Origin of the sequence: Paraburkholderia terricola (assembly GCF_003330825.1) — a bacterium.
GTDB classification, from domain to species: Bacteria; Pseudomonadota; Gammaproteobacteria; order Burkholderiales; family Burkholderiaceae; genus Paraburkholderia; species Paraburkholderia terricola.
The window spans coordinates 1,272,145-1,295,989 of the sequence record NZ_CP024941.1 but is presented as its reverse complement, the minus strand read 5'-3'; the positions used below and the strand labels follow the sequence as shown (position 1 = coordinate 1,295,989).

The following is a 23,845-nucleotide window of genomic DNA, read 5'->3' as shown; positions in this document are numbered from 1 at the left end:
GGCGAGCGTGTGTCTTTCGAACGCGAGTTCATGCGTCGCCGTTGCGCGCGATGACTCCGCCAATGCCGTCCGCGGTCGGCTGCGTTCGTGCCGCTTCGTCCCGGCGCTTGCGCGGCGCGGTTTCGATGAGGAAGAACGCAACCACGGCTCCGATTGCGAGACTGTAAAGCGCGAAATCGAGCGTGCGTGCAAGGCCGAAATGCTGGGCGATGAAACCTGCGATGACCGGCGCAACCCCGCCGCCAAACGTCTCGCCCACGCCCGACACGAAGCCGATCGTCGACGCAATGAGCCCGACCGGCGCGGCCTCCGTCGCGATCGGGCCACTGAGCAGGCTCAACAGACCCATCGAGAACATCGCGACACCGAAGAGCAGAATGAACAACATCGTCGGATTGGGACCCGTGCGTGAAAACAGATACAGAAGAACGGCCGCGCAGATGAACCCGATCAAGGCAGCCGGGCGGCGGCCAATGAAGTCCGAGAGCCCGGCGAGCGCGAAACACCCGATAAAGCCGCCGAATCCCACAGCGGACGCAACGAATCCCATGCTTCGCATGTCGAGATGCACAACGGAAACCAGGTACATCGGCACCATCGCGCCGATCACGAATATCCCGCTCATGGCGCAAAGAATGGCGAGGGTCGCGACGGCGACGTTGCGGCTTGCAAACAGTTCAGTCCAGCGCGGCCGATCGACCGGTTGCCGCGACGCATGGACCGTGGGCGCATCGCGATCACGCACGCAGCGCCAGATCAGCGCTGCCACGATAAAGCCGGGCACGGCCGACAGCGTGAACACCCAATGCCAGTTCGGGACGACTTCGAGCAATTGCGTGGCGGCGATAGGTGCGAAGCCGAGGCCCATCAAGGGAATCATGCTGATCTGTATGCCCTGATTCAGCCCGCGGCGCGCCGGCAGCGACGCCTCGCTATTCGCGGCGATGCTCGCCGGCGTGAATGCGCCCTCGGCGACGCCCATCGCGGCTCGCAACAGCAGCAAACTGATAAAGCCGCTCGCCAAGCCGGAAAGACTCGACAGTACCGAGAAGGCGATCATCGTCGTCACGAGAATCTTCTTGCGGCCGATGCGGTCGGCAAGCGGCCCCATGGCGATCGACCAAAGGCCCCACGCGACGCCGAGTATCCCCACGAGGCTGCCCAGTTGCGAGTAGTTCAGCCCCAGGTCGCGCATGATGTGCGGAAACAGCGGAGCGAGCAGCCAGCGATCGAAGCCGACCAGTCCAAACCCAATGCCGAGAAGCGCAAGTGTCCCGCGTTCATAGCGAACGTCGTGCCTAGGGGCGTTCATTGTGGTGTCTCCTTTGTATTGCGTTTATTGAGTCGCCGGTCCTGTCTGCGCAGGTCGGGAAACTGAAGCTGAATTCGATGCTGCGTGCTGCTAGCGGTTTGCGAACGTCGGCGTGGCGCGCCGGGTGGGCGGCGGAAAGACGCTCCATCGACCGTCGCCGTGCTGGAAGAAAAATATCGTCACGCGGTTCTCCGACTGCGGCGACACGACCTGGACACATCGATTCGGTCCCAGTTTCGCCGGCCTGACGCGGCTCACCTCCAATGACGAAATGGCTGTTCGCCCAAACCACTTTTCGACATGGAACCGCAAGGATTTCTCTTCAAACATGGCTTCCCCTCCTGCCCCCGCATAGCCGGCCAATGGCGAATGGACTTCGGCACGGACCACTGCGGTTACCCGACCCGCCCGCTTCATCCAGTGCGCTAACGTTAGCACAATGATAAAGGGCGTTTTTCCACGCGTCAAATAAATCTGGCTATGCAAATGAGCTCGCGTTAGCATTTGCAACCGCGAACTTCAGAGGTAAACGCGGCGATCAGTGGCGCACGGCTCGGTCCATTGCGAGCTTCACCGTTGTGCTATCGTTACAAAAAAAGCACCTTGAACGGATAACTCAAATGGTCACCATCAAAGACATCGCCGCGCGTCTACAGGTCTCCCCATCCACGGTAGGACGGGCGCTTGCCGACGACCCACGCATCAGCGCAGCCACCAAACAGAAAGTGACTCAAGTCGCGGATGAAATGGGTTACGTGGCCAATCTCGCTGCACGCATGATGCGAGGCGTCTCGAGCAATCTCGTGGGCCTGGTTCTGCCGGACATCAGGAACGGTTTCTACGCGACCATCGCCCATGCGCTGTCGAAATGCCTGCAGGCAGCCGGCTATCAACTGGCCCTGTCGGAAACGGACGACGACCGAATGGTCGAGTTGCAGAGCGTCCGTGAACTGGCGAGCGCGAATGTCGCGGGCATCATCATCGTGCCGACCGCGAAGCCCCATCGCGAAACGATCCGCTTGATCAAATTGTCCCCGCACGTGCAACTGTTGCGCAGGCATGCGGCGATCGGGGATCAGTGGTTCGGAATTGACGATACAGAGGCGATCTTCGAGGCGACCAGTCACCTCGTGCAGCTCGGCCATCGCCGGATCGGCTATATCGGCGGCACAGACGATCTGCCTACGGGTTCCGCGCGCCTCAAGGGTTATCACAAGGCACTGAGCGGCGTTGCAGCGGGCGAGCCCGCCCTTGTGCAACTGGGCGCGCCGAGCGAGGTCGACTTCGGTGCTAACGCAACCCGCCGGCTCCTGTCGTTGTCCAAGCCGCCGACGGCAATCGTGGCCGGTTCGGTCCAGATGACCCAAGGCATCCTGGAAGAATTGCTGGCTCAGGGCGTGCGAGTTCCGGACGACCTGTCGGTCGTTGGCTTCGGCGACGAACTCGGCTTCCGGTGGTGGGGACCGGGATTGACCACCGTGGGACTTCCCGTACACGATCTCGCCACCGCGTGCGGGCTGTGGTTCGTGCATCACGTCCGGCAGAATTCCGCTACCGCTTCACCCTACACATCGATCTCGCCAGCGACACTCATCGTGCGGGGCAGCACGCGCAAACCGGGCTCGCCGACCAAGACATCGGTACGCGCTTCGCCGCGCGGCGCCACGGCTTGACGGATGCGAACACGGTTGTGCCTAACGATGATCGTCGGCAATCCGCTCGACGAACTCAGGCACAAGCGTAAACAGATCACCCACCAGACCATAATCGGCGACGCTGAAAATCGGCGCTTCCGGGTCCTTGTTGATCGCGACGATCACCTTGCTGTCCTTCATGCCCGCCAGATGCTGGATCGCACCCGAAATCCCGACCGCGATGTACAACTGCGGCGCGACGATCTTGCCGGTCTGCCCGACCTGGTAGTCGTTCGGCACGAAGCCCGCATCGACCGCCGCGCGCGAGGCGCCCAGCGCCGCGTTCAGCCTGTCGGCCAGCGGCTCGAGCACCTTCGTGTAGTTCTCGCCATTGCCCAGACCGCGGCCGCCCGAGACGATGATCTTCGCCGAGGTCAGTTCGGGGCGGTCCAGCTTCGTCAGTTCACGGCTCACGAACTGCGAGATGCCCTGGTCCGCCGCAGCGTCGATCTTTTCCACCACTGCATTGCCGCCTTCGGCCGCGACCGCATCGAAACCGGTCGTGCGCACGGTGATGACCTTGATTGCGTCTTGCGACTGCACGGTGGCGATCGCATTGCCCGCATAGATCGGGCGCTCGAACGTGTCGGCCGAATCCACCGCGGTGATGTCGCTGATCTGCGCGACGTCCAGCTTCGCGGCGATACGCGGCGTGATGTTCTTGCCGTAAGGCGTCGCCGGCGCGAGGATGTGCGTGTAGTCCTTCGCGATGTCGAGCACCGTCGCCTCGACGTTTTCCGCGAGGCCCGCTTCCAGTTGCGGCGCGTCGGCCAGCAATACCTTCGACACACCCGCGATCTTCGCGGCCTCGTCCGCCGCGGCCTGCGCGTTGTAGCCCGCCACCAGCACGTGAATGTCGCCGCCGATCTTCTGCGCTGCTGCGATCGTGTTCAGCGTCGCCGGCTTGATCGATGCGTTGTCGTGTTCAGCCAATACAAGATTAACCAGATTCGTCATTTGCCCTGTCTCCGCGTTTTACTTAAAGCACCTTGGCTTCGTTCTTCAGCTTCTCGACCAGCGTCTTCACATCCGCCACCTTCACGCCAGCGGAGCGCTTCGGCGGCTCGGCGACTTTCAGCGTTTTCAGGCGCGGCGTGACGTCAACACCGAGGTCCTCGGGCTTGAGCGTTTCCAGCGGCTTCTTCTTCGCCTTCATGATGTTCGGCAGCGTCACATAGCGCGGCTCGTTCAGGCGCAGATCGGTCGTGACCACGGCGGGCAGCTTGAGCGACAGCGTCTCGGCACCGCCGTCCACCTCACGCGACACGGTCGCCCTGCCGTCGGCCACGACAACCTTCGACGCAAACGTCGCTTGCGGCAGGCTGGCGAGCGCGGCGAGCATCTGGCCGGTCTGGTTCGAATCGTCGTCGATCGCCTGTTTGCCGAGGATGACCAGTTGCGGCTGCTCCCGGTCGACCAGCGCCTTCAGCAGCTTGGCGACCGCCAGCGGCTGCAGTTCCTCGTTCGATTCGATCAGCACGGCGCGGTCCGCGCCGATCGCGAGCGCCGTGCGCAGCGTTTCCTGCGACTGCGTGACGCCGCACGACACCGCGATCACCTCGGTCGCCACGCCCGCTTCCTTCAGACGCACCGCCTCTTCCACCGCGATTTCGTCGAACGGATTCATCGACATTTTCACGTTCGCGATGTCGACGCCCGTGCCGTCCGACTTCACCCGGACTTTCACGTTGTAATCGACCACTCTCTTCACAGCAACAATGATCTTCAAAATGTCTTTCCCCTTGGCGTTAAGGATAGGGATAAAACCCCTGCCCACTCTTTCGGCCGAGATAGCCGGCGTCGACCATTTCCTTGAGCAAAGGCGCCGGGCGATACTTCGGATCGTTGAAGTCGCGGTACAACACGTTCATGATCGCGAGCGTCGTATCGAGTCCGATGAGATCCGCCAGCGCCAGCGGTCCAATCGGATGATTCGCGCCTAGCTTCATACCCTCGTCGATCTCTTCGGCGCTCGCGTGCCCCTCGTGCAGTACGAAAATCGCTTCATTGATCATCGGTATCAAAATGCGATTGACCACGAAGCCCGGCGAATTCCTCACGCAAATCGCGGTCTTGCCGATACGCTTTGCGAGGTCGACGGTGGCGTCGAAGGTGGCATCGCTAGTTTGAATCCCGCGAATGACTTCGACGAGCGCCATCAATGGAACGGGATTGAAAAAGTGCATTCCCGTCAAGCGGCTCGGGTCATCGAGCATCGCACCGAGCTTCGTGACGGACACCGACGACGTATTGGTTGCGATGATCGCATTCGGCCGCACGATCGCATCCAGCTTCTTCAAGATCCCCTCTTTGATCTGAATATTTTCCGTCGCTGCTTCGATCACGAAGTCGCGGTCGGCAAGGTCAGTCAACAAAGTACTTCCCTTGATTCGTTCCAGCGCCGCCGCTGCCTCCGCCTGCGCTGTTTTCCCCTTCGATACCATCCTGTCGAGATTCGCCGCAATACCTTCGATGCAGCGTTTCAGCGCGTGTTCATCGAGATCCGTGACGATTACGTCGAGGCCGGCTATCGCACAGACCAGCGCAATGCCGCTTCCCATTTGCCCCGCGCCGACGATTCCAATTGTCTGCATGTCGCTCTTCACTCACATGTTCGGATAGTTCGGCCCACCGCCGCCTTCCGGCGTGACCCACACGATGTTCTGCGTCGGGTCCTTGATGTCGCAGGTCTTGCAGTGCACGCAGTTCTGCGCGTTGATCACGAGGCGCTCGCCGCCGTCGTCGGTCTTCACGAATTCATAGACCGCAGCCGGACAGTAGCGCGCTTCGGGACCGGCATAGGTCTGCAGGTTCACGTTCACCGGCACGGTGGGGTCTTTCAGCGTCAGATGCGCCGGCTGGTTCTCTTCGTGATTGGTGTTCGAGATGAACACCGACGACAGCCGGTCGAACGTCAGCCTGCCGTCCGGTTTCGGATACGTGATCGGCGTGCATTGCGACGCGGGCTTGAGCATCTCGTGATCGGCGTGCTGATGATGCAGCGTCCACGGCACGTTGCCGCCGAACAGCTTCTGCTCGATGCCGACCATCAGCGTGCCGAGGTACAGGCCCTTGCTCATCCACTGCTTGAAGTTGCGCGCGCGATGCAGTTCGGTGTGCAGCCACGATGTGCGGAACGACTCCGGGTAGGCCGTGAGTTCATCGTTCCGACGTCCGGCCTGCACCGCATCGAACGCCGCCTCGGCGGCCAGCATGCCGGTCTTGATCGCCGCGTGACTGCCCTTGATGCGCGACGCGTTCAGGAAGCCCGCATCGTCACCGACGAGCGCGCCGCCGGGGAACACCAGCTTCGGCAGCGACATCAGCCCGCCCGCGGTGATCGCCCGCGCGCCATACGAGACGCGCTTGCCGCCTTCCAGAAACCCGCGGATCGCCGGATGCGTCTTGTAGCGCTGGAATTCCTCGAACGGCGACAGATACGGGTTCGTATAGCCGAGGCCGACCACGAAGCCCACCACCACCTGGTTGTTATCCATGTGATAGAGGAACGAACCGCCGTAGGTATCGGTGTTCAGCGGCCAGCCGGCGGTGTGCATCACGAGACCCGGCTTGTGTTTCGACGGCTCGATTTCCCACAGTTCCTTGATGCCGATGCCGTAGACCTGCGGATCGACGCCGTCGCGCAGCCGGAATTTCTCGTCCAGCTGGCGGCCCAGATGCCCGCGCGCGCCTTCGCAGAAGAGCGTGTATTTCGCATGCAGTTCCATGCCGAGCTGGAAGTTCTCGGTGGGCTGGCCGTCCTTGCCGATGCCGAGATTGCCGGTCGCGACGCCCTTGACCGAGCCGTCGTCGTGGTAAAGGATCTCGGCAGCCGGAAAGCCCGGAAAGATCTCGACGCCCGCCGCCTCCGCCATGGTGCCCAGCCAGCGCGTGACGTTCGCGAGACTGATCACGTAGTTGCCGTGGTTCCTGAAGTTATCCGGCAGCGCCCAGGCCGGCACGCTCTTCGAGCCGGTTTCGGTGAGGAACAGGAAGCGGTCCTCGGTCACGTCCACCGTGAGCGGCGCGCCTTGTTCCTTCCAGTCGGGAATCAGTTCGGTGATCGCGCGCGGGTCCATCACCGCGCCCGAGAGGATGTGCGCCCCGATCTCCGAGCCTTTTTCCAGCACGCACACGCCAAGCTCGACGCCTTTCGCAGCCGCCAGCTGCTTCAGGCGGATAGCCGCCGACAGGCCGGCCGGGCCGCCGCCGACGATCACGACGTCGTATTCCATCGACTCGCGCGGGCCGCCGATTTCCGGGAGATTCATTTATCAATGTTCCAGGCTGGTTGCGCCGCTGCTGTAACAGGTAGCGGAATGCGCCCGCGACTACAGAAGCTTCGTGCGGCGTAAATCATCGATCTGCGCTTCGCCCATCTCGAGCCAGTCGCGAAGCACGTCGCCGGTGTGCTGCCCCAATGTCGGCGGAGATCGCAGGTACTGCACGGGCGATTCCGACAGGCGAATGGGATTCGCGACCAGCGCCACCTGCTTCGCCAACGGATGCGGCATTTCAATGCGCACGTTGCGAGCTTGCACGTGAGGGTCCGAGAACACCGCTTCGAGATCGTTGATCGGGCCGCACGGCACGCCTGCCGCTTCCATCACCGCAATCCATTCCTTCGTCGGACGGCGCAACGTGGCGGAGCGGATCATCGCGACGAGTTCATCCCTGCTCTTCACCCGCTGCGGATTGGTGGAGAAACGTTCGTCGCTGCTCCATTCCGGTTTGCCCAATACAGCGCACAGACTCGCGAACTGACTGTCGTTGCCGACCGCGAGGATCATGTAGCCGTCGGCCGTCGGAAACTCCTGGTACGGGACGATGTTCGGATGGGCGTTGCCGATACGTCGAGGTATCACGCCGCCGACGAGGTAATTCGCCGCCTGATTCGCGAGACAGGCGATCTGCACATCCAGCAGCGCAAGGTCGATGTGCTGTCCCGCGCCGGAGCGCTCGCGCCGGGCGAGTGCGGCGAGAATCGCCACCGTCGCATACAGTCCCGTCATGACGTCCGTCGACGCGACGCCGACCTTCATCGGCCCTTCGCCTTCGGTGCCGTCCGCGCGCCCGGTGAGGCTCATGAGCCCGCCCATGCCCTGAATCAGAAAGTCATAACCGGCGCGCGCGGCATAAGGTCCGGTCTGGCCGAATCCCGTGATCGAGCAGTAGATCAAGCGAGGATTCAATTGCTTGAGACTCGCGTAATCCAGACCGTATTGACCGAGGCCACCGACCTTGAAGTTCTCGATCAGCACATCCGCCTTGCCGGCCAGTTCCTTCACGAGACGCTGTCCTTCCGGCTGGCTCAGATCGATCGTGATGGACCGCTTGTTGCGATTCGCGCACAGGTAATAAGCGGACTCGCCCATCGACTCATCGTCGGCATCGTTCAGCCACGGCGGTCCCCACGCGCGCGTATCGTCACCCTTGCCCGGCCGTTCGACCTTGACCACGTCGGCACCGAGGTCGGCCAGCAGTTGGCTCGACCAGGGGCCGGCCAGCACGCGCGAAAGATCGAGCACGCGCAGACCCGCGAGCGCGCCTTGTTGATTAGTCTCGTTCATAAGCGATCAAAAAGCTGCAATGCCGGTGATGGCGCGACCGAGGATCAGCGCATGAATATCGTGCGTGCCTTCATAGGTGTTGACCACTTCCAGATTGACGAGATGGCGCGCGATGCCGAACTCGTCGCTGATGCCATTGCCTCCGAGCATGTCGCGCGCGACGCGGGCGATGTCGAGTGCCTTGCCGCATGAGTTGCGCTTCATGATGGACGTGATCTCGACTGCCGCGGTGCCTTCGTCCTTCATGCGGCCGAGGCGCAAACACCCCTGCAAACCCAGCGTGATTTCCGTCTGCATGTCGGCGAGCTTTTTCTGCACCAACTGGTTCGCCGCGAGCGGCCTGCCGAACTGCTTGCGATCGAGAACATACTGACGCGCACGATGCCAGCAGTCTTCGGCCGCACCCAACGCGCCCCATGCAATACCGTAACGCGCGCTGTTCAGGCAAGTAAACGGCCCCTTGAGGCCCCGCACTTCGGGAAACGCGTTCTCTTCCGGGCAGAACACTTCATCCATCACGATCTCGCCCGTGATCGACGCGCGCAGACCGACCTTGCCGTGAATAGCCGGCGCCGACAGTCCTTTCCAGCCTTTCTCGAGCACGAAGCCGCGGATCGCGCCTTCGTCGTCTTTCGCCCAGACGACGAACACATCGGCAATCGGGCTGTTCGTGATCCACATCTTGCTGCCCGTCAGCGAATATCCGCCGTCGACCTTTTTCGCGCGAGTCATCATGCTGCCGGGATCGGAGCCGTGATTCGGCTCGGTCAGGCCGAAGCAGCCGATCCATTCGCCCCTCGCGAGTTGCGGCAGATATTTCTGGCGCGTCGCTTCATTACCGAACTCGTTGATCGGCACCATGACGAGCGACGATTGCACGCTCATCATCGAGCGGTAGCCGGAATCGACGCGCTCCACTTCCCGCGCGACCAATCCGTAGCAGACATGGTTGAGACCGGCGCCGCCGTATGTTTCGGGGATCGTCGCGCCGAGCAATCCAAGCTCGCCCATCTCGCGAAAGATGGCCGGGTCGGTGGACTCGTGACGAAAAGCTTCGAGCACGCGCGGTGCGAGCCGCTCCTGGCAATACGCGTACGCCGATTCCCGCACGAGGCGCTCCTCTTCCGCCAACTGCTGGTCGAGCAGCAACGGATCATCCCATTGAAACGACGGCTTGTGCTTTGAACTCATTTCATACTCGCTAGAGAAACTGTCATGCCGCGAATTTATCGGCACATGCGCGTCACGACAAACGATTTGTTTGCACTGACCTGTGCGAAAATCGCACAGGTCATCGACAATACCGGCGAGTCACGAGCATGCGCAGAAAGATCCCTTCGACAGCAGCGCTATCCGCATTCGAAACGGCCGCGCGCCATCAAAGCTTTACGAAGGCCGCGGACGAACTCGCGGTCACGCAAAGCGCGATTTGTCGGCAGATTGGTTCGCTGGAAGATTTTCTCGGCGTGAAGCTCTTTCGCCGCGATCGCCGCGGCGTGAGCCTGACCGAGGCCGGACAGATCTACAGCAAAAAAGTGGCGTCGCGTCTGAATGAAGTGGAACAGGACACGCTCGAACTCATGGCCAAGGGCGGCCACGGCGGCACGCTCGAACTCGCCGTGGTGCCCACGTTCGCGACAAAGTGGCTGCTCCCCCGATTGCCGCTTTTTATCGCGGAGCAACCGGATATCACCGTCAATCTCACGACACGGACTCGTCCGTTTCTCTTCGACGACACCGGATTCGACGCGGCAATTCACGCGGGCGCCGCGATCTGGCCGGGATCGGAAGGGCTCTTTCTGATGCGCGAAAGTCTGATCGCCGTGTGCAGCCCAACGCTGATCGCGCCGCGCACGCGCTTGACGGCGTCGGACTGGCGGCGTTACCCGCTTTTACAGCAGAGCACGCGTCCGTACGCATGGCGCGACTGGTTCGCATCGCGCGGCATGCAGGTGGAAGGCGATATGTCGGGGCCGAAGCTGGAATTGTTTTCCATGCTCGCGGAAGCGGCGATTCATGGTATCGGCATCGCGCTGATCCCGCGCCTTCTCATCGAGGACGAACTGGAACGCGGCGTTCTGATCCAGGTGGCAAAGCACGAGTACTCGAGTGGCCGCTCCTATCACCTGATCTACCCCGAGCGCAAAGCCGGCGATTCGGCCCTGGTAGTGTTCGGAGAATGGATTGCCGACCAGGCGAAGCAATATCGGCAAACCATGGGGCTCGACTGAAGTTCGGGCGATCGAGTCCCGTATCTGTCGCACGGATGGGTCGCGCGAGCGGCGACAGCCATCCGTTCGCGACGATGGTCAGAACTTGACGCGCAGTCCCGCACTCGTGAGGAATTGCCGGTTCGTCGACGAAGGGCCGCCACTTCCGCCAATGAACGCACCGCTGAAAATCGTCCCCGCCGCACCCGTGACATGCTGATATTCGGCCATCAGGTAAACGTCGGTGCGTTTTGAAAGCGAATACGAAGTCATCAGATTGAACTGGTTCCAGCGCGGCTTCGCATGCAGGGACGCGTTGGAATACGAACCGTCCGTGAAGGTGTACGAGGCCGCGACCACCCATGCCGGATTGATCAGATAGCGGATATTGGCTTCAAAGTTGTCGAAGCCAAGATCCGTGGGCGACCTGGTGGCGGCGGGCGCCAGCGTGCTGCCGCGGTACACGGCCGTCGTATTGTCGTAATGCGAGTGACTCCACACCAGCCCCAGCGTTGCCGGGCCAATCACATAAGCGCCGCCGACGCCCCATACCTGCTGTCGCGCCGCATGGAACGTGGCGTCACCGGACGTGGACGAACCGTCGAGCGCGCCCGCCGCTCCGTCCCCCGGATTGTCGATTCGCATGTATGCCGCGCTTACCGTGAATGGACCGTGGTTGTATGTCGCGCCGGCACTGAACGCACGATTGTCGGCGAAATCGCCCGCCTTGTTCGAGAACGCATACAGGCCGCCGAATTTCAGACCGTGGATGTCCGGACTCGCAAATTTGACGGCGTTATCGAGCCGGAAGAAATCGCCGAAGTTGTCGTTGTCCATCGGGTGCATGAATTCGAGCCCGCCCACGAAGCTCTGCGCGACACTACGTGGAGCAAGATAGTCCACCACCGAATCATACTGACGGCCAAGCGTGAGCGCGCCATACGAACTGGACATGCCGACCCACGCTTGTCGGCCAAACAGGCGTCCGCCCTGCTGGAGACCACCGTTGGTTCCGGTAAAGCCGTTTTCCAGTTTGAAGATCGCTTGCAGGCCGCCGCCCAGATCCTCGCTCCCGGTCAGCCCCCATCGATCGCCGACGATGTTTCCCTGAGATGCAAAAACGTTGCTGTGACCCGCACCGCTTGCCGTGCGCTGATTGCTGACGTACGACACGCCATTGTCGATCAGCCCATAGAGCGTGACCGAACTTTGCGCATGTGCGGCCGCACCTATGCAGCCGCAAATCGCGGGTACAAGAAGCCTCTTCATTCGTTGTCTCCTGCCAGTCGTGATATTTGGGTTTTTCTGCGGGTGCTGCATTTTTCAAAGGCGTGGCACCGAACGCCATGCAGGCGTCGCCTGATTCTGAACAGGTCTTTTATTGGTGCGCACGTCGACGCCTTCGCCTTTTTGTCGTACCAGCGATCGCTGTCGGCTCATTGAAAGATCGATCGGGCCATCGAGCCGGCTTGCGATCTGTGCCCCTCTAGCGCGAACGTTAGCATCGACGGATTGAGTCTAGTTGCCACTTTCTGGCATGTCAATCCGGTGTTTAACTCCATGAATCAAGGGTTTTTACTGAACTTTCGTGCCTTAAGGCTAGGCCACCCAGGCGAACCACGGCTTGGCACTGCGTGATTGCTATGCTAACGTTAGTGCAATCAGGCAGGGTTTGCGGGGCACCGCCAACCACGCGGTCATTCCGTTCACCATCAGGCTCAGTTCCATGATCGATACAGTCTTCCTCACCGACTATGCGTGGCCCGACGATAGCGTCGAGCGCGAGATCGTCGAATCCGCCGGCATGCGGCTAGTCAGCGGACCGGCCGCTCCCTTGCCCGCGTCCGGCATCGAAGCGCTGGCCCGCGAGCATCTGCCTTCCGCGATCCTGACGTGCTGGGCGCCGGTGTCGGCCGAAACCATCGCGGCTTCCGCGCGGCTGAAGATCGTTGCAAGGCTTGGCGTAGGGCTCGACAACATCGCCGTGGATGCAGCCACCGCCCGCGGCATTTTCGTCACGAACGTGCCGGACTATTGCGTCGACGAAGTCTCCGATCATGCGGTCGGCTTCGCGCTTGCATGGACCCGCGGGCTGGTGATTTTCGATCGTGAAGTGCACGCCGGGCGCTGGTCTCCCGCCGATGCCCGTCTTCGCCGCCTGGGCGCGCTTACTTGCGGGCTGGTCGGCTTCGGCCGCATAGCGCGCGCCACGGCGCACAAGCTCGGCGCGTTCGGCTGCCGGCTGCTGACGCATGATCCTTTCCTGCGCGAGCCGGTGGCGGGCGTGCAAGCCGTGGCGCTCGACGAACTGCTCGCCAACAGCGACATCGTGATCGTTCATGCGCCGCTCACCGACGGCACGCGCCACCTCATCAACCGCGAGCGAATAGCGAAAATGCGCCGCGGCAGTCTGCTGATCAACGTGAGCCGCGGCGGCATCGTCGATACGGATGCCGTTATCGAAGCGCTGCAAAGCGGGCAACTGTCCGCGGCAGGGCTCGACGTGCTCGACTCCGAGCCGCGCGTTCCGGACGAACTGCTGCGCCAACGCGGCGCGATGTTGACGCCCCACGTCGCGTTTTCGTCAGACGCATCCTTGCTGGAACTTCGCAGACGAGCTACCGAAGAAGTCGTGCGGGTACTGCGCGGCGAAGCGCCGCGCAATCCATGCAATTCGCCAGCGGCCTGACCGCTTCAACCGTTTCATTTCAACCACTCGTGATGACGCAATTCAATAGCCCCGACCCGCAACTCGATGCGTTTCTCGTCGAACACGAGCTCGCGCACAAGGACGAAGCGGCCACCTGGCACCCGCTCACAGGCGGCGTTTCGTCCGACATATGGCGTGTCGATGTTGCCGCGGGCTCACTGTGCGTGAAGCGCGCGCTCTCCACGCTGAAGGTATCGGCAAGCTGGCAAGCGCCCGTGTCGCGCAACGCCGACGAATGGGCCTGGATGCAATTTGCCGCGCGGCATCGCCCCGACAACGTGCCGGTTCCGCTCGCGCACGACGCCCGGCTCGGCGTGTTCGCCATGTCGTTTCTCGCGCCGTCGGCGCATCCCGTGTGGAAGCAGCAACTACTGCACGGAGAGGTCGAAGCGGACACGGCCCGCGCCGTCGGACGGCTGGTCGGGCATCTGCACGCGGTCAGCGCCGACGATGCGGAGCTGCGCGACAGGTTCGACACGCTCGACAATTTTCAGGCGCTGCGTCTCGATCCTTACCTGATCGCCACATCGCGGCATCATCCGAAACTCGAATCGAAGCTGCGCTATCTGGCCGGGCGCACCGCGAGCATACGCACGGCGCTCGTGCACGGCGACGTGAGTCCGAAGAACATTCTCGTGGGCCCCAGAGGGCCGGTATTGCTCGACGCCGAATGCGCGTGGTTCGGCGACCCGGCCTTCGACCTGGCGTTCTGCCTGAACCATCTGCTGCTCAAGTGCCTTGCTCGCCCCGATCGGCGGGAAGCGCTGATCGCTTCGTTCAAGGCGCTGACCGAAGCCTATTTCGACGAAGCGGACTGGGAACTGCGCGCGGCGCTCGAAGCGCGCACGGCCGAGTTGTTGCCCGCCTTGCTCCTCGCCCGCGTCGACGGCAAATCGCCGGTCGAGTATCTGACCGATGACGCGCAACGCGACCACGTCCGCGCGGTTGCCACCCGGCTGCTGCTGCAGCCGGTTGAATATCTCTATCAAGTGGCGCAAGCATGGCTGGAAGAGATCGAGTCGCGACAATCCTGAGAGGGTAGCGGAGAGCGTCGCTGCGTTGGCGACTCGTATGCGACTCGGCGCGCAGCCGCCGCATCCGCCCTGCTAACGTTTGCTCTCTCCGCACGATCGAGAGCCACACCGGCCTTGCCGGTTTGAGCATTTAGCAAGAAAAACCGCCTTAAACGGCCTATTGACAATGCACCGCAGCGTTTGCCACAATTTGTGCGAACGTTAGCAAAACCAGGAGACATCGTGAAAGACGTCAACGCCGATCCCCTCCGGTTCGATGCCCCGATCATGGGCGACGTGCCGCTAGCGCTTCGCCGCATCGTCACCGGCCACGACGCAAGCGGCGCATCGACAGTCGCACTCGATTCGCCGCCGCCGCGCTCCGACGCATACCGGCACATCCCCGGCATGGTCTCCCGTCTTGTCTGGGCAACGGAACCGGCGCAAGCCATTCCTTTCGACGGCACGGACCCGACCCCCGCTGTCGCCACCTTCGTCCCCGCGGCGTCGGGCACGCGCTTTCTCATCGTGACGTTTCCTCCGGATAGCGTGTTCCTTGCACCCGATTTCGACCCGCAGGCCGCGGCCGCTGAAAACCTCGCGATCAGCCCTGGGCTTGCGGAGCTTTTCGAGGAGGACGGCATGCACGCGACCCCGACCGTCGATTACGGCATCGTTCTCGACGGCGAAATCTGGCTCGAACTCGACGAGGGACGCGCGGAGTTGCTGCGCAAGCATGACGTCGTCGTGCAGAACGGAACCCGTCATGCATGGCGAAACGAAAGCGACCGTCCCGCGACGCTGGCCTTCGTCCTGATCGGAGCGCGCGGCAGCACGTGACCGCGGCTCGACGTTGCGAACGCTCCGCGCGCTGCAAGGACATGAATCGACCATACAAATCAACCACCAACGAGGTAGACATTCCTTATGACTGAATCAACGATCGCCCATGTACACGGCCGACGCGTCTGGGACTCGCGCGGCCGTCCGACAGTGGAAGTCGAAGTCGCCTTGCACGGCGGCATGAGCGGTCGCGCGATCGCGCCCGCGGGCGCTTCGACCGGCAGCGGAGAGGCGCTCGACTTGCGCGACGGCGGCGCCGCCTTCGGCGGCCTCGACGTATCCAACGCGCTGTCGAAGGTCAACGGCGAGATCGCGAGCGCGCTAGAAGGCGCCGATGCCCGCGATCAGGCCGCTATCGACGCCCGCCTGGTCGCCCTGGATGGCACGCCCAATCGCAGCCGTTTGGGCGGCAATGCGATCGTCGCCACTTCAATGGCGGTCCTGCACGCCGCGGCTGCCGCCAGCACGCAGCCGCTATGGCGCTATCTCGCCGGAGAACGCGCGGTGCGCCTGCCGTTGCCGGAGATCCAGATATTCGGAGGCGGCGCACACGCGGCGCGCCGCGTCGACGTGCAGGACTTCATGATCATGTGCCCCGCCGCGCGCAGCTTCACCGAGGCGCTGGAGTGGACGGCGGAGGTGTACCGCGCCGCCGGCTCGTTGATGAAGCAGGCGGGCAAGCTTCAGGGCGTGGCGGACGAAGGCGGCTACTGGCCGGCCTTCGACTGCAACGAAGACGCCCTCGACACGCTGGTGCGCGCCATCGCCGACACGGGCCTGCAAGCCGGCAAGCAGGTCGGCATCTCGCTGGATATCGCCGCGTCCGAATTCGGCCGCAACGGAACGTACACGCTGGCGCTCGACGGCCGCACGCTCGACACCGCGCAAATGATCGACATGCTGGGGCGCTGGCTGGATACCTACCCGATCCTGTCGATCGAAGATCCGCTCGCCGAAGACGACGTCGAAGGCTTCCGGCTCTTCACGAAAGCCCACGGCTCGCGTTGCCAGATCATCGGCGACGACTTTCTCGTCACCAACGCGGACCGGGTCAGAACAGCCGCAACGGACGGCGCGCTCAATGCCGTGCTCATCAAGCCGAATCAGGCGGGCACCGTCACCGAGGCCTACGAGGCGCTGCAGGCAGGCAAGACAGCCGGATTCGGCACGATCGTGTCGGCGCGATCCGGCGAAACGGAAGACGTCACCATCGCGCATTTGGCGGTCGGCTGGGACGCGGGTCAACTCAAGGTCGGTTCATTCTCGCGTTCGGAACGCATGGCCAAGTGGAACGAGGTATTGCGAATCGAGGAAGCGCTGGGACCACAGGCGCAATTCAGCGGATGGTCCGCGCTGCCCTTCATTCATCGCGCGATGTGAATCGTCGTACCGTCGCCGAAAGCTCGCCATCAACAATCGAGAGGTCATCATGCTGCCTGCTGTCAATCATCGGCCGCCGTTCAACATCACGCGCGCCAGCCATATCGTATTGAACGTTGCCGACCTGGCGAAAAGCCGGGACTTCTATGTCGACATCGTCGGCCTCGTCGTGACGGAGCAAACCGCCGACACGTGCTATCTGCGCGGCCTGTCCGAAGCCTGCCACCATAGTCTGGTGCTCGTGCAGGCCGACAGCAACGCACCCATCTGCAAGCGGATCGGCTTTCGCGTTTTCCTCGAAGAAGACCTGGATCTTGCCTATCAGTTCTTCAAGGAAGAAGGGCTTCCCGCCGAATGGGCCGAAGTCGCGCATCAAGGCAGAACCTTGCATGTCTCCGATCCGTTCGGCACGAAGATCGAATTGTGCGCGCAGATGGAAACGCGTCCCCGTCTCTATCTCGAGCGCAACCTGTTCAAGGGCGCGCACGCGCAGCGCATCGATCATTTCCAGATCTTCTCGCCGAACACCTACGAATCGTGCGCGTTCTATAGCAGGCTCGGCTTTCGCAACTCCGAGTATCTCGCGCACGGCGAGCGGCTGCTCGGCGCCTTCATGTATCGCAAAGGCACGTGCCTCGATCTGGCTATCGTCGAGAACGACGGACCCTGCATGCATCACTTCGCGTACATCGTGCCCGAATCGCACGACATCTTCACCGCGTGCGACCTCGCGGGCATCTACGGCCATGCGCATGAAGTGGAGCGCGGACCGGGCCGCCACGGCCCCGGCGGCATGCTGTTCGTCTATCTGCGCGACCCGGATGGTCACCGCGTCGAGCTGTGCGACGGTCATTACCAGACCATCGACATCGAAATCGAGCCGGTCCGCTGGGATGCCGCTTCGCTGAGCACCAGCGTGCGCTGGGGTCTGCCGGCGGAGCACCGTTGGTACTTCGAGGCCTCGCGGTTCGAAGGAGCCGAACTGATCGAAACAGCCAACAAGCCGCGTCCCACGACGCTCGAAACCTACATTCAGAACCGGCTTGCAAAAAGCTGATAGCGCAAGGAATAACCACTATGGCACGCGTCAAATACCTCCAGCGTTCGGACCTCGCAGGCGTTGACGACGCCCTCTTCGACCGGCTCGAACAGGAACGGAAAGTACCCACGGCGAACATCTTTCGCGCGCTCGCGCACGCACCGCGGATTCTCGATCAGTTCCTTTCCTACGCGAACGCGATCCGGGCGTCGTCGATCAGCCCGAAGTTGCGCGAACTCGCGATTCTGACGGTCGGACACTGCACCGGCTCCCAATACGAAATCGCGCATCACCAGTCGCATGGGCTGAAGGCGGGCATCAGTGCGGAGCAACTGAACGCGATTCCCGACTTCGAAACCTCGCCCCTGTTCACCGAGGAAGAGCGTGCGGTGATGGCGGTCGCGAAAGAGTCGACGCTGAAGGTCGACGTCAGCGACAAGACCTGGAACCGGATCGTGCCGTTCCTGAACGATCAGCAACGCGTCGAACTCGCGTTGAACATCGCTTGGTACAACTCCGGCGTGCGCATCATGGGCGCACTCGCGATCGAACTCGAGGAGAGCTATCGCTGATAGAAGCCCGGCCCCGATCGACAAACAGACCGGCTGCACCGAACCGGCCGCTGTTCAAAGCAATGCGTGGTACTTACGCACGGAATGGCGGATACCGCGGAAGTCTTCACAGAGAAAGAGGAACGTATGGAACGAACGATGGTTGCAGCGCGGCTGCATGCTCTTCACACTCCGATGACGCTCGATACCATCCCGGTGCCGAAACCGAGACCCACCGATGTTCTCGTGCGAGTCAAGGCATGCGGAATCGTGCCGAACATGGGCAACGTCATCAACAACTGGCCGAGCTGGTTTCCGCATCAGCCGCTGCCGAAGTTTCCCGCTATCTTCGGCCTGGACCCTGCCGGGGTCGTCGAAGAGGTCGGCGAAGCGGTGCTCAACGTCAAGCCGGGCGATCGCGTCTATGTGAGCCCGTTGCGTTCATGTGGATCGTGCAAGGCATGCCGCGCCGGCCGGCGCAGCGAATGCCGGTACTACACGTTGAACGGCTACTTCAGCACGAGCCGCGACGGTCAACGCATTTTCGATCTTTACCCGTATGGCGGCTTCAGCGAATACATGACCGCGCCCGAATATGCGATCGTCAACCTCCCCGATAACATGAGCTTCGAACAGGCCGGCCGGTTCGGCTATCTGGGCACCTCGTACGGTGCGCTGAAAAACGCCGCCGCGGGTCCGGGCCAGGTCGCTCTCATAGACGGCATCACCGGCACGCTCGGCGTGGCCGCGACGGTGCTGGGCCTCGCCATGGGCTTGTCGCGCATTCTCGGCACGGGCCGTGACGCAGCGCTGCTCAAACGTGTGAAGGCGCTCGCGCCGGAGCGCATCGAGGTGACGCAGCTCGGCGAAGGCTCGACGGGCGAATGGGCCAGGTCGCTGACGGGCGGTGAAGGCGTGGACTTCGTGATCAGTGCGCTCGGCGCCAAGGCGCCCGCGGCCACCATGCTCGACTCCATGAAGGGCGTTCGGCGCGGCGGCAGGGTGGTGAATGTCGGCGGCGTGGCCGACGACCTGCCGATCGACGTGAAGTGGCTGATGGACGAGCAGGTGCAGATCATCGGATCAAACTGGTTCACGACCGCGCAGGGTCAGGAAATGGCCGACATGGTGAGCACCGGCGCAATCGACCTGTCGTATCTCGAACATCGCAGGTTCCCGCTCGAACGCGTCAACGAGGCGATCTCCGGCCTGAAGGATCGCGACGGCGGCTTCAGCAACTATGTCGTCCTTCCCTGACTAGCTTCACTGCGTGACCGGAAGTGCGACTGCGCCTGCGGTCGCACACCGGCTCGCGCAAGTTTCGATCCGCTTCCTACCCGGTAAAAACCCATGAAGATCGCGCGATATTCGATTGATGGCAATGAGCATTACGGCATCCTCGGCAGCGACGGAAATATTCAGCGACTGAAGCGCTCGCCGCTCGAAGGACTGCATCCTTCCGGTCATGTCGACACGCTCGAATCGGTTCGCGTGTTGAGCCCGTTTCACCGCCCTCGCGTTTTCGGTCTCGGCTACAACTACCGCGCGCATTCGCAGGAAGTCGGCAAAAGCACGCCCACGGTTCCGGTGCTGTTCATGAAACCCAGCACCACGGTGATCGGCCCGGACGAAGCCATCGTCTATCCGCCCGACGGCGAGAACATTCATTTCGAGGGGGAGCTGACGGTCATCATCGGCAAGGAAGCGCGCCATGTTTCCGAAAGCGAGGCACTGCGTTACGTCTTCGGCTACACATGCGGCAACGACGTCAGCGACCGGGTGTTGCAGCGCCGCGAGAGCGAGTACGGCTGTCTGCTCATGGGTAAAGGCTACGACACGTTCGCGCCCATCGGTCCCGTGGTCGAGACGGATATCGATCCGTCGAACCTTCGTCTGCTCACCCGCGTCAACGGCGAGGTGCGCCAGAACGGCAACACCGCCGATCTCGTGTATGGCGTGCCCGCATTGATCGCCTACCTCAGCAAGTACATGACGCTCCTTCCCGGCGACCACATCATGACGGGAACGCCGGCGGGAGTCGGCCCCATCAAGCCCGGCGACACGATCGAGGTGGAGATCGAGGGCATCGGCGTGCTGCGCAACCGTGTGATCGCCTCGATCAGCGCGGCTTCCTGAACGAAACCAGGCTCCGAAAACGAAAAACCCTCGAAGCATCGCTGCATCGAGGGTTCAAAAAATTCCAGCAATCGGACGGAGTTCTACCTGGTGCCGGGGACCGGACTCGAACCGGCAAGCCGTGAAGCGGCGGATTTTAAGTCCGCTATGTTTACCAATTTCATCACCCCGGCAGGGTGCGATCGCGTGGACGCGAATTCTACCATTGCCGGGCGAGCGCACCAAACCGGCGGAAGTCGACCGCCGTCCGTTTCACTCGCCGCGTGGCGACGATAAAAATCGCAGTCATCCGCGAGTCACAAACCTTTCCGATAATCCGCTCACGAAAACGTTTACATCCGAGTGGATAGCCATGACCCCGACGATCAAAGATGTCGCCGCCCACGCCGGCTTCTCCATCGCCACTGTCTCGCGTGCGATCAATGCGCCGCATACGGTGAACCCCGTCACGCTGGATACCGTGCGCCGATCCATCGACGCCCTCGACTTCCGCCCAAGCGCGTTGGGCCGCCAATTGCGCGGCGAGCGCACGCGCCTGATCGGCGTGATCCTGCCGACGCTCGCCAATCCCGTGTTCGCCGAATGCCTGCAAGGCATCGACGAACTCGCGGCGGCGCAAGGCTACCGGCTCATGCTGATGACGACGCAGTACGACACCGAGCGCGAGCGTCACGCGATCGAAACGTTGCGCGAACACCGCGTGGAAGGCCTGATCCTGACCGTGGCCGACGCCGACACGCACCCGCTGCTCGACGAACTCGACCGCGCCGGCCTGCTCTACGTGCTGATGCATAACGACACGGTGCGGCGTCCGTCGGTCTCGGTCGACAACCGGCTCGCCGCCTATGAGGGCGTGCGCATGCTGATCGCCCACGGTCACCGCAGCATCCTGATGCTCGCCGGCACGCTGGCCGCCTCCGACCGCGCGCGCCAGCGTCACCTCGGCTACGCACAAGCGATGCAGCAGGCCGGCCTCGCGCCCGCGCCGGCGCTCGAAGTCGATTTCAATGCCGACGAGCTGTCGCCGTCGGTGCTCGCGCATTTGACCCGCGGCGCGAACCGGCCCACCGCCCTCTTTTGCAGCAACGACCTGCTCGCGATGGTGGTCATGCGCGGCCTGCGCCGCGCGCGTCTGCAAATTCCGCACGACATGTCGATTCTCGGCTTCGACGGCCTCGCGATGGGTGAACTGCTGTCGCCGCCGCTGGCGAGCGTCTGCGCGCCGAATCGCGAGATCGGCTGCGCCGCGTGGCAGCGCTTGCTGGCCCGCGTCACCGGCGGGTACGAGACATTCGCCGAGACGCCGCTCGCGCTGACGCTGCCGCACAGCTTGCGCGAAGGCGCCACCATCGCGGCGATTCCGAACCGCAACGAAACAACGCCGGCGCGGATTTCCGTGCGCGCATAGCGGCGTCTCGCCCATTTCCAACCCTGAACCACCCGCTCTCGTCCTCTCCAGGAGACTCGCAGTGATCCGCTCTTCCACACGCTCTTCGTTGCTCAAACCGCTCTGGCGCCGCGTCGCGCGCGCCACGACCGCGGCGTTCTCGGCGGGCATGGTCGTCACCGCCGCGCTCGCCACGCTCGCCCCACAAGCGGCCCACGCCGACGAAACCGCGATCTGCTACAACTGCCCGCCCGAATGGGCCGACTGGGCAAGCCAGATCAAGGCGATCCAGCAAAAGACCGGCATTCGCGTGCCGTTCGACAACAAGAACTCCGGCCAGTCGATCGCCCAACTGATGGCCGAACAGAAGAGCCCGGTCGCCGACGTGGTGTACCTCGGCGTCTCGTCGGCATTCCAGGCGAAGGACAAGGGCGTGATCCAGACGTACAAGCCCGCGCACTGGGACGACATTCCCGCCAACATGAAGGACCCGCAAGGCTACTGGTTCACGATCCACTCGGGCACGCTGGGCTTTTTCGTCAACAAGGACGCGCTCGAAGGCAAGCCGGTGCCGCGCTCGTGGGCCGACCTGCTCAAGCCCGAATACAAAGGCATGATCGGCTACCTCGATCCGTCGAGCGCGTTCGTCGGTTACGCGGGCGCGGTCGCGGTGAACCAGGCGCTCGGCGGCACGCTCGACAACTTCGAGCCGGGCCTCGACTGGTTCCGCAAGCTGAAGGCCAACGCACCGATCGTGCCGAAGCAAACCGCCTACGCGCGCGTGATGTCGGGCGAAATCCCGATCCTGCTCGACTACGATTTCGACGCCTATCGCGCGAAGTACAAGGATCACGCGAACGTGGAATTCGTGATCCCGAAGGAAGGCACGATCTCGGTGCCGTATGTGATGAGCCTCGTGAAGGGCGCGCCGCACGAAGCGAACGGCAGAAAGGTGCTCGATTTCGTGCTCTCCGACGAAGGCCAGAAGCTGTGGGCCGATGCGTATCTGCGGCCGGTGCGCGCGAACGCGATGAGCGCGGAAACCGCCGCGAAATTCCTGCCCGCGAGCGAGTATGCGCGCGCGAAACCGGTCGACTTCGGCAAGATGGCGGAAAAGCAGTCGAGCTTCGGCGAGCGTTATTTGCAGGTGATGCATTGAACGACATCACGTTCCCGCTGCGCTGGCGCATTGCGTTGATCGCGCCGGCGCTGGCGGTTTTCATCGCGTTCTGGTTGCTGCCGATGGTCGCGCTCGCGCAGTTGAGCGGCGACGGCCACGCGTTCGCCACCTATCGCGCGATGCTGACGAATTCGCGCTACATGTCGAGCCTGGGCGCGACGGTGCTGCTCTCCGCAGCCGTGACGGCGGCGACGCTGGTGCTCTCGGTGATCGCCGGCTTGCTGCTGGCGCGCCGTGAGTTTCCCTTGAAACGCACGCTGCTCGCGCTGCTGACCTTTCCGCTGGCGTTTCCCGGCGTCGTGGTCGGCTTCATGGTCATCATGCTGGCGGGACGTCAGGGGCTGATCGGCGCGCTCTCGCTGAAACTCACCGGCGACCGCTGGGTGTTCGCGTACTCGATGAGCGGCCTCTTTCTCGGCTATCTGTACTTCTCGATTCCGCGCGTGATCGTCACGGTGATGGCGTCGGCGACCAAGCTCGATGCGTCGCTCGAGGAAGCGGCGCGCTCGCTCGGCGCGTCGCCGTGGCGCATCACACGCGACATCGTGTTGCCCGCGCTGTCGCCGGGATTGATCGCGGCGGGCGCGGTGTGCTTCGCGACCGCGATGGGCGCGTTCGGCACGGCCTTCACGCTCGCCACCGACATCGACGTGCTGCCGATGACCATCTACACCGAGTTCACCCTCAACGCGAACATGGTGACGGCCGCGGGCCTCTCCATCGTGCTCGGCATCGTCACGTGGGCCGTGCTGGCGTTCGCGCGCAGCGTGACCGGCTCGGCGGTCGCGGCCAGCGCATGAGCGGCGTTCTCAAACCCGAC

General features: G+C 62.8%; 21 protein-coding genes and 1 tRNA gene. 13 read left to right on the top strand and 9 right to left on the bottom strand.

The window, feature by feature from the left end; genetic code table 11:
• Positions 1–28 precede the first annotated feature (28 nt).
• A complete protein-coding gene (locus CUJ90_RS05815; protein WP_114162174.1) occupies positions 29–1,312 on the bottom strand; it encodes an MFS transporter in 1,284 nt (427 codons plus the stop codon).
• A gap of 620 nt (positions 1,313–1,932) precedes the next feature.
• On the opposite strand from CUJ90_RS05815, the gene CUJ90_RS05810 reads away from it, so the two are divergent.
• Positions 1,933–2,985, top strand: a complete 1,053-nt coding sequence (locus CUJ90_RS05810; protein ID WP_073427490.1) for a LacI family DNA-binding transcriptional regulator — start codon at positions 1,933–1,935, stop codon at positions 2,983–2,985.
• 21 nt (positions 2,986–3,006) lie between these two features.
• On the opposite strand, the gene CUJ90_RS05805 is transcribed toward CUJ90_RS05810, so the two are convergent.
• The 6 genes from CUJ90_RS05805 to CUJ90_RS05780 are packed head-to-tail and all read right to left on the bottom strand — an operon-like array spanning position 3,007 to position 9,767.
• Positions 3,007–3,954, bottom strand: a complete 948-nt coding sequence (locus tag CUJ90_RS05805) for an electron transfer flavoprotein subunit alpha/FixB family protein (protein ID WP_114163456.1) — start codon at positions 3,952–3,954, stop codon at positions 3,007–3,009.
• Between the two features lie 31 nt (positions 3,955–3,985).
• A complete protein-coding gene (locus tag CUJ90_RS05800; RefSeq protein WP_114162173.1) occupies positions 3,986–4,735 on the bottom strand; it encodes an electron transfer flavoprotein subunit beta/FixA family protein in 750 nt (249 codons plus the stop codon).
• 19 nt (positions 4,736–4,754) lie between these two features.
• Positions 4,755–5,600 carry a 3-hydroxybutyryl-CoA dehydrogenase gene (locus tag CUJ90_RS05795; protein ID WP_114163455.1) on the bottom strand — a complete coding sequence of 282 codons (846 nt, stop codon included), beginning with the start codon at positions 5,598–5,600 and terminating at the stop codon, positions 4,755–4,757.
• A 12-nt stretch (positions 5,601–5,612) separates the two neighbouring features.
• Positions 5,613–7,277 carry an electron transfer flavoprotein-ubiquinone oxidoreductase gene (locus tag CUJ90_RS05790; protein WP_114162172.1) on the bottom strand — a complete coding sequence of 555 codons (1,665 nt, stop codon included), beginning with the start codon at positions 7,275–7,277 and terminating at the stop codon, positions 5,613–5,615.
• A gap of 60 nt (positions 7,278–7,337) precedes the next feature.
• Positions 7,338–8,576, bottom strand: coding sequence for a CaiB/BaiF CoA transferase family protein (locus tag CUJ90_RS05785; RefSeq protein ID WP_114162171.1), 1,239 nt, complete (start codon positions 8,574–8,576; stop codon positions 7,338–7,340).
• A gap of 6 nt (positions 8,577–8,582) precedes the next feature.
• Positions 8,583–9,767, bottom strand: a complete 1,185-nt coding sequence (locus tag CUJ90_RS05780) for an acyl-CoA dehydrogenase (RefSeq protein WP_114162170.1) — start codon at positions 9,765–9,767, stop codon at positions 8,583–8,585.
• Positions 9,768–9,895: 128 nt separating this feature from the next.
• Here CUJ90_RS05780 and CUJ90_RS05775 point away from each other — a divergent pair, with 128 nt between their 5' ends.
• Entirely contained in the window at positions 9,896–10,807 is a 912-nt protein-coding gene (locus tag CUJ90_RS05775) for a LysR family transcriptional regulator (RefSeq protein ID WP_114162169.1), read from the top strand.
• 78 nt (positions 10,808–10,885) lie between these two features.
• Here CUJ90_RS05775 and CUJ90_RS05770 read toward each other — a convergent pair whose 3' ends face one another.
• Positions 10,886–12,055, bottom strand: a complete 1,170-nt coding sequence (locus CUJ90_RS05770; protein ID WP_114162168.1) for a porin — start codon at positions 12,053–12,055, stop codon at positions 10,886–10,888.
• Positions 12,056–12,512: 457 nt separating this feature from the next.
• Between CUJ90_RS05770 and CUJ90_RS05765 the strand changes: the two genes are divergently transcribed.
• From CUJ90_RS05765 to CUJ90_RS05730, 8 genes are all read left to right on the top strand, one after another.
• Positions 12,513–13,475 carry a C-terminal binding protein gene (locus tag CUJ90_RS05765; protein WP_114163454.1) on the top strand — a complete coding sequence of 321 codons (963 nt, stop codon included), beginning with the start codon at positions 12,513–12,515 and terminating at the stop codon, positions 13,473–13,475.
• Positions 13,454–14,530 carry a phosphotransferase family protein gene (locus CUJ90_RS05760; RefSeq protein WP_244219979.1) on the top strand — a complete coding sequence of 359 codons (1,077 nt, stop codon included), beginning with the start codon at positions 13,454–13,456 and terminating at the stop codon, positions 14,528–14,530. The genes CUJ90_RS05765 and CUJ90_RS05760 overlap by 22 nt, the downstream gene beginning before the upstream one ends.
• 267 nt (positions 14,531–14,797) lie before the next feature.
• Complete coding sequence (locus tag CUJ90_RS05755) at positions 14,798–15,349, top strand: cupin domain-containing protein (protein ID WP_114163452.1); 552 nt, start codon at positions 14,798–14,800, stop codon at positions 15,347–15,349.
• A gap of 87 nt (positions 15,350–15,436) precedes the next feature.
• Entirely contained in the window at positions 15,437–16,732 is a 1,296-nt protein-coding gene (gene eno, locus CUJ90_RS05750; protein ID WP_114162167.1) for a phosphopyruvate hydratase, read from the top strand.
• A 49-nt stretch (positions 16,733–16,781) separates the two neighbouring features.
• Entirely contained in the window at positions 16,782–17,789 is a 1,008-nt protein-coding gene (locus CUJ90_RS05745) for a VOC family protein (protein WP_073431452.1), read from the top strand.
• A gap of 20 nt (positions 17,790–17,809) precedes the next feature.
• A complete protein-coding gene (locus CUJ90_RS05740) occupies positions 17,810–18,343 on the top strand; it encodes a carboxymuconolactone decarboxylase family protein (RefSeq protein WP_114162166.1) in 534 nt (177 codons plus the stop codon).
• A 225-nt stretch (positions 18,344–18,568) separates the two neighbouring features.
• Positions 18,569–19,579 carry an alcohol dehydrogenase catalytic domain-containing protein gene (locus tag CUJ90_RS05735; RefSeq protein ID WP_422879696.1) on the top strand — a complete coding sequence of 337 codons (1,011 nt, stop codon included), beginning with the start codon at positions 18,569–18,571 and terminating at the stop codon, positions 19,577–19,579.
• A gap of 93 nt (positions 19,580–19,672) precedes the next feature.
• Positions 19,673–20,458, top strand: a complete 786-nt coding sequence (locus CUJ90_RS05730) for a fumarylacetoacetate hydrolase family protein (RefSeq protein WP_073431450.1) — start codon at positions 19,673–19,675, stop codon at positions 20,456–20,458.
• An 88-nt stretch (positions 20,459–20,546) separates the two neighbouring features.
• Here the strand turns inward: CUJ90_RS05730 and CUJ90_RS05725 are convergent.
• Positions 20,547–20,631, bottom strand: a tRNA-Leu gene (locus tag CUJ90_RS05725).
• A 179-nt stretch (positions 20,632–20,810) separates the two neighbouring features.
• Between CUJ90_RS05725 and CUJ90_RS05720 the strand changes: the two genes are divergently transcribed.
• The 3 genes from CUJ90_RS05720 to CUJ90_RS05710 all read left to right on the top strand — a co-directional run bounded on the left by CUJ90_RS05720 (position 20,811) and on the right by CUJ90_RS05710 (position 23,825).
• On the top strand, positions 20,811–21,866 hold the full coding sequence (locus tag CUJ90_RS05720) for a substrate-binding domain-containing protein (RefSeq protein WP_114162165.1): 1,056 nt from the start codon (positions 20,811–20,813) through the stop codon (positions 21,864–21,866).
• 61 nt (positions 21,867–21,927) lie between these two features.
• Positions 21,928–23,004 carry an ABC transporter substrate-binding protein gene (locus CUJ90_RS05715; protein WP_073431448.1) on the top strand — a complete coding sequence of 359 codons (1,077 nt, stop codon included), beginning with the start codon at positions 21,928–21,930 and terminating at the stop codon, positions 23,002–23,004.
• Positions 23,001–23,825: an ABC transporter permease gene (locus CUJ90_RS05710; protein WP_114162164.1), complete on the top strand. Its 825-nt coding sequence runs from the start codon at positions 23,001–23,003 to the stop codon at positions 23,823–23,825. Before CUJ90_RS05715 ends, CUJ90_RS05710 begins: the two co-directional genes overlap by 4 nt.
• The last annotated feature ends 20 nt before the right edge of the window (positions 23,826–23,845 follow it).

What these genes read in the sequence shown, in the direction of transcription:
- CUJ90_RS05815 (WP_114162174.1), bottom strand. Translation starts at nt 1,312, where the DNA reads ATGAACGCCCCTAGGCACGACGTTCGCTATGAACGCGGGACACTTGCG.
- CUJ90_RS05810 (WP_073427490.1), top strand. Translation starts at nt 1,933, where the DNA reads ATGGTCACCATCAAAGACATCGCCGCGCGTCTACAGGTCTCCCCATCC.
- CUJ90_RS05795 (WP_114163455.1), bottom strand. Translation starts at nt 5,600, where the DNA reads ATGCAGACAATTGGAATCGTCGGCGCGGGGCAAATGGGAAGCGGCATT.
- CUJ90_RS05790 (WP_114162172.1), bottom strand. Translation starts at nt 7,277, where the DNA reads ATGAATCTCCCGGAAATCGGCGGCCCGCGCGAGTCGATGGAATACGAC.
- CUJ90_RS05785 (WP_114162171.1), bottom strand. Translation starts at nt 8,576, where the DNA reads ATGAACGAGACTAATCAACAAGGCGCGCTCGCGGGTCTGCGCGTGCTC.
- CUJ90_RS05780 (WP_114162170.1), bottom strand. Translation starts at nt 9,767, where the DNA reads ATGAGTTCAAAGCACAAGCCGTCGTTTCAATGGGATGATCCGTTGCTG.
- CUJ90_RS05775 (WP_114162169.1), top strand. Translation starts at nt 9,896, where the DNA reads ATGCGCAGAAAGATCCCTTCGACAGCAGCGCTATCCGCATTCGAAACG.
- CUJ90_RS05770 (WP_114162168.1), bottom strand. Translation starts at nt 12,055, where the DNA reads ATGAAGAGGCTTCTTGTACCCGCGATTTGCGGCTGCATAGGTGCGGCC.
- CUJ90_RS05765 (WP_114163454.1), top strand. Translation starts at nt 12,513, where the DNA reads ATGATCGATACAGTCTTCCTCACCGACTATGCGTGGCCCGACGATAGC.
- CUJ90_RS05760 (WP_244219979.1), top strand. Translation starts at nt 13,454, where the DNA reads ATGCAATTCGCCAGCGGCCTGACCGCTTCAACCGTTTCATTTCAACCA.
- CUJ90_RS05755 (WP_114163452.1), top strand. Translation starts at nt 14,798, where the DNA reads ATGGGCGACGTGCCGCTAGCGCTTCGCCGCATCGTCACCGGCCACGAC.
- eno (WP_114162167.1), top strand. Translation starts at nt 15,437, where the DNA reads ATGACTGAATCAACGATCGCCCATGTACACGGCCGACGCGTCTGGGAC.
- CUJ90_RS05745 (WP_073431452.1), top strand. Translation starts at nt 16,782, where the DNA reads ATGCTGCCTGCTGTCAATCATCGGCCGCCGTTCAACATCACGCGCGCC.
- CUJ90_RS05740 (WP_114162166.1), top strand. Translation starts at nt 17,810, where the DNA reads ATGGCACGCGTCAAATACCTCCAGCGTTCGGACCTCGCAGGCGTTGAC.
- CUJ90_RS05730 (WP_073431450.1), top strand. Translation starts at nt 19,673, where the DNA reads ATGAAGATCGCGCGATATTCGATTGATGGCAATGAGCATTACGGCATC.
- CUJ90_RS05720 (WP_114162165.1), top strand. Translation starts at nt 20,811, where the DNA reads ATGACCCCGACGATCAAAGATGTCGCCGCCCACGCCGGCTTCTCCATC.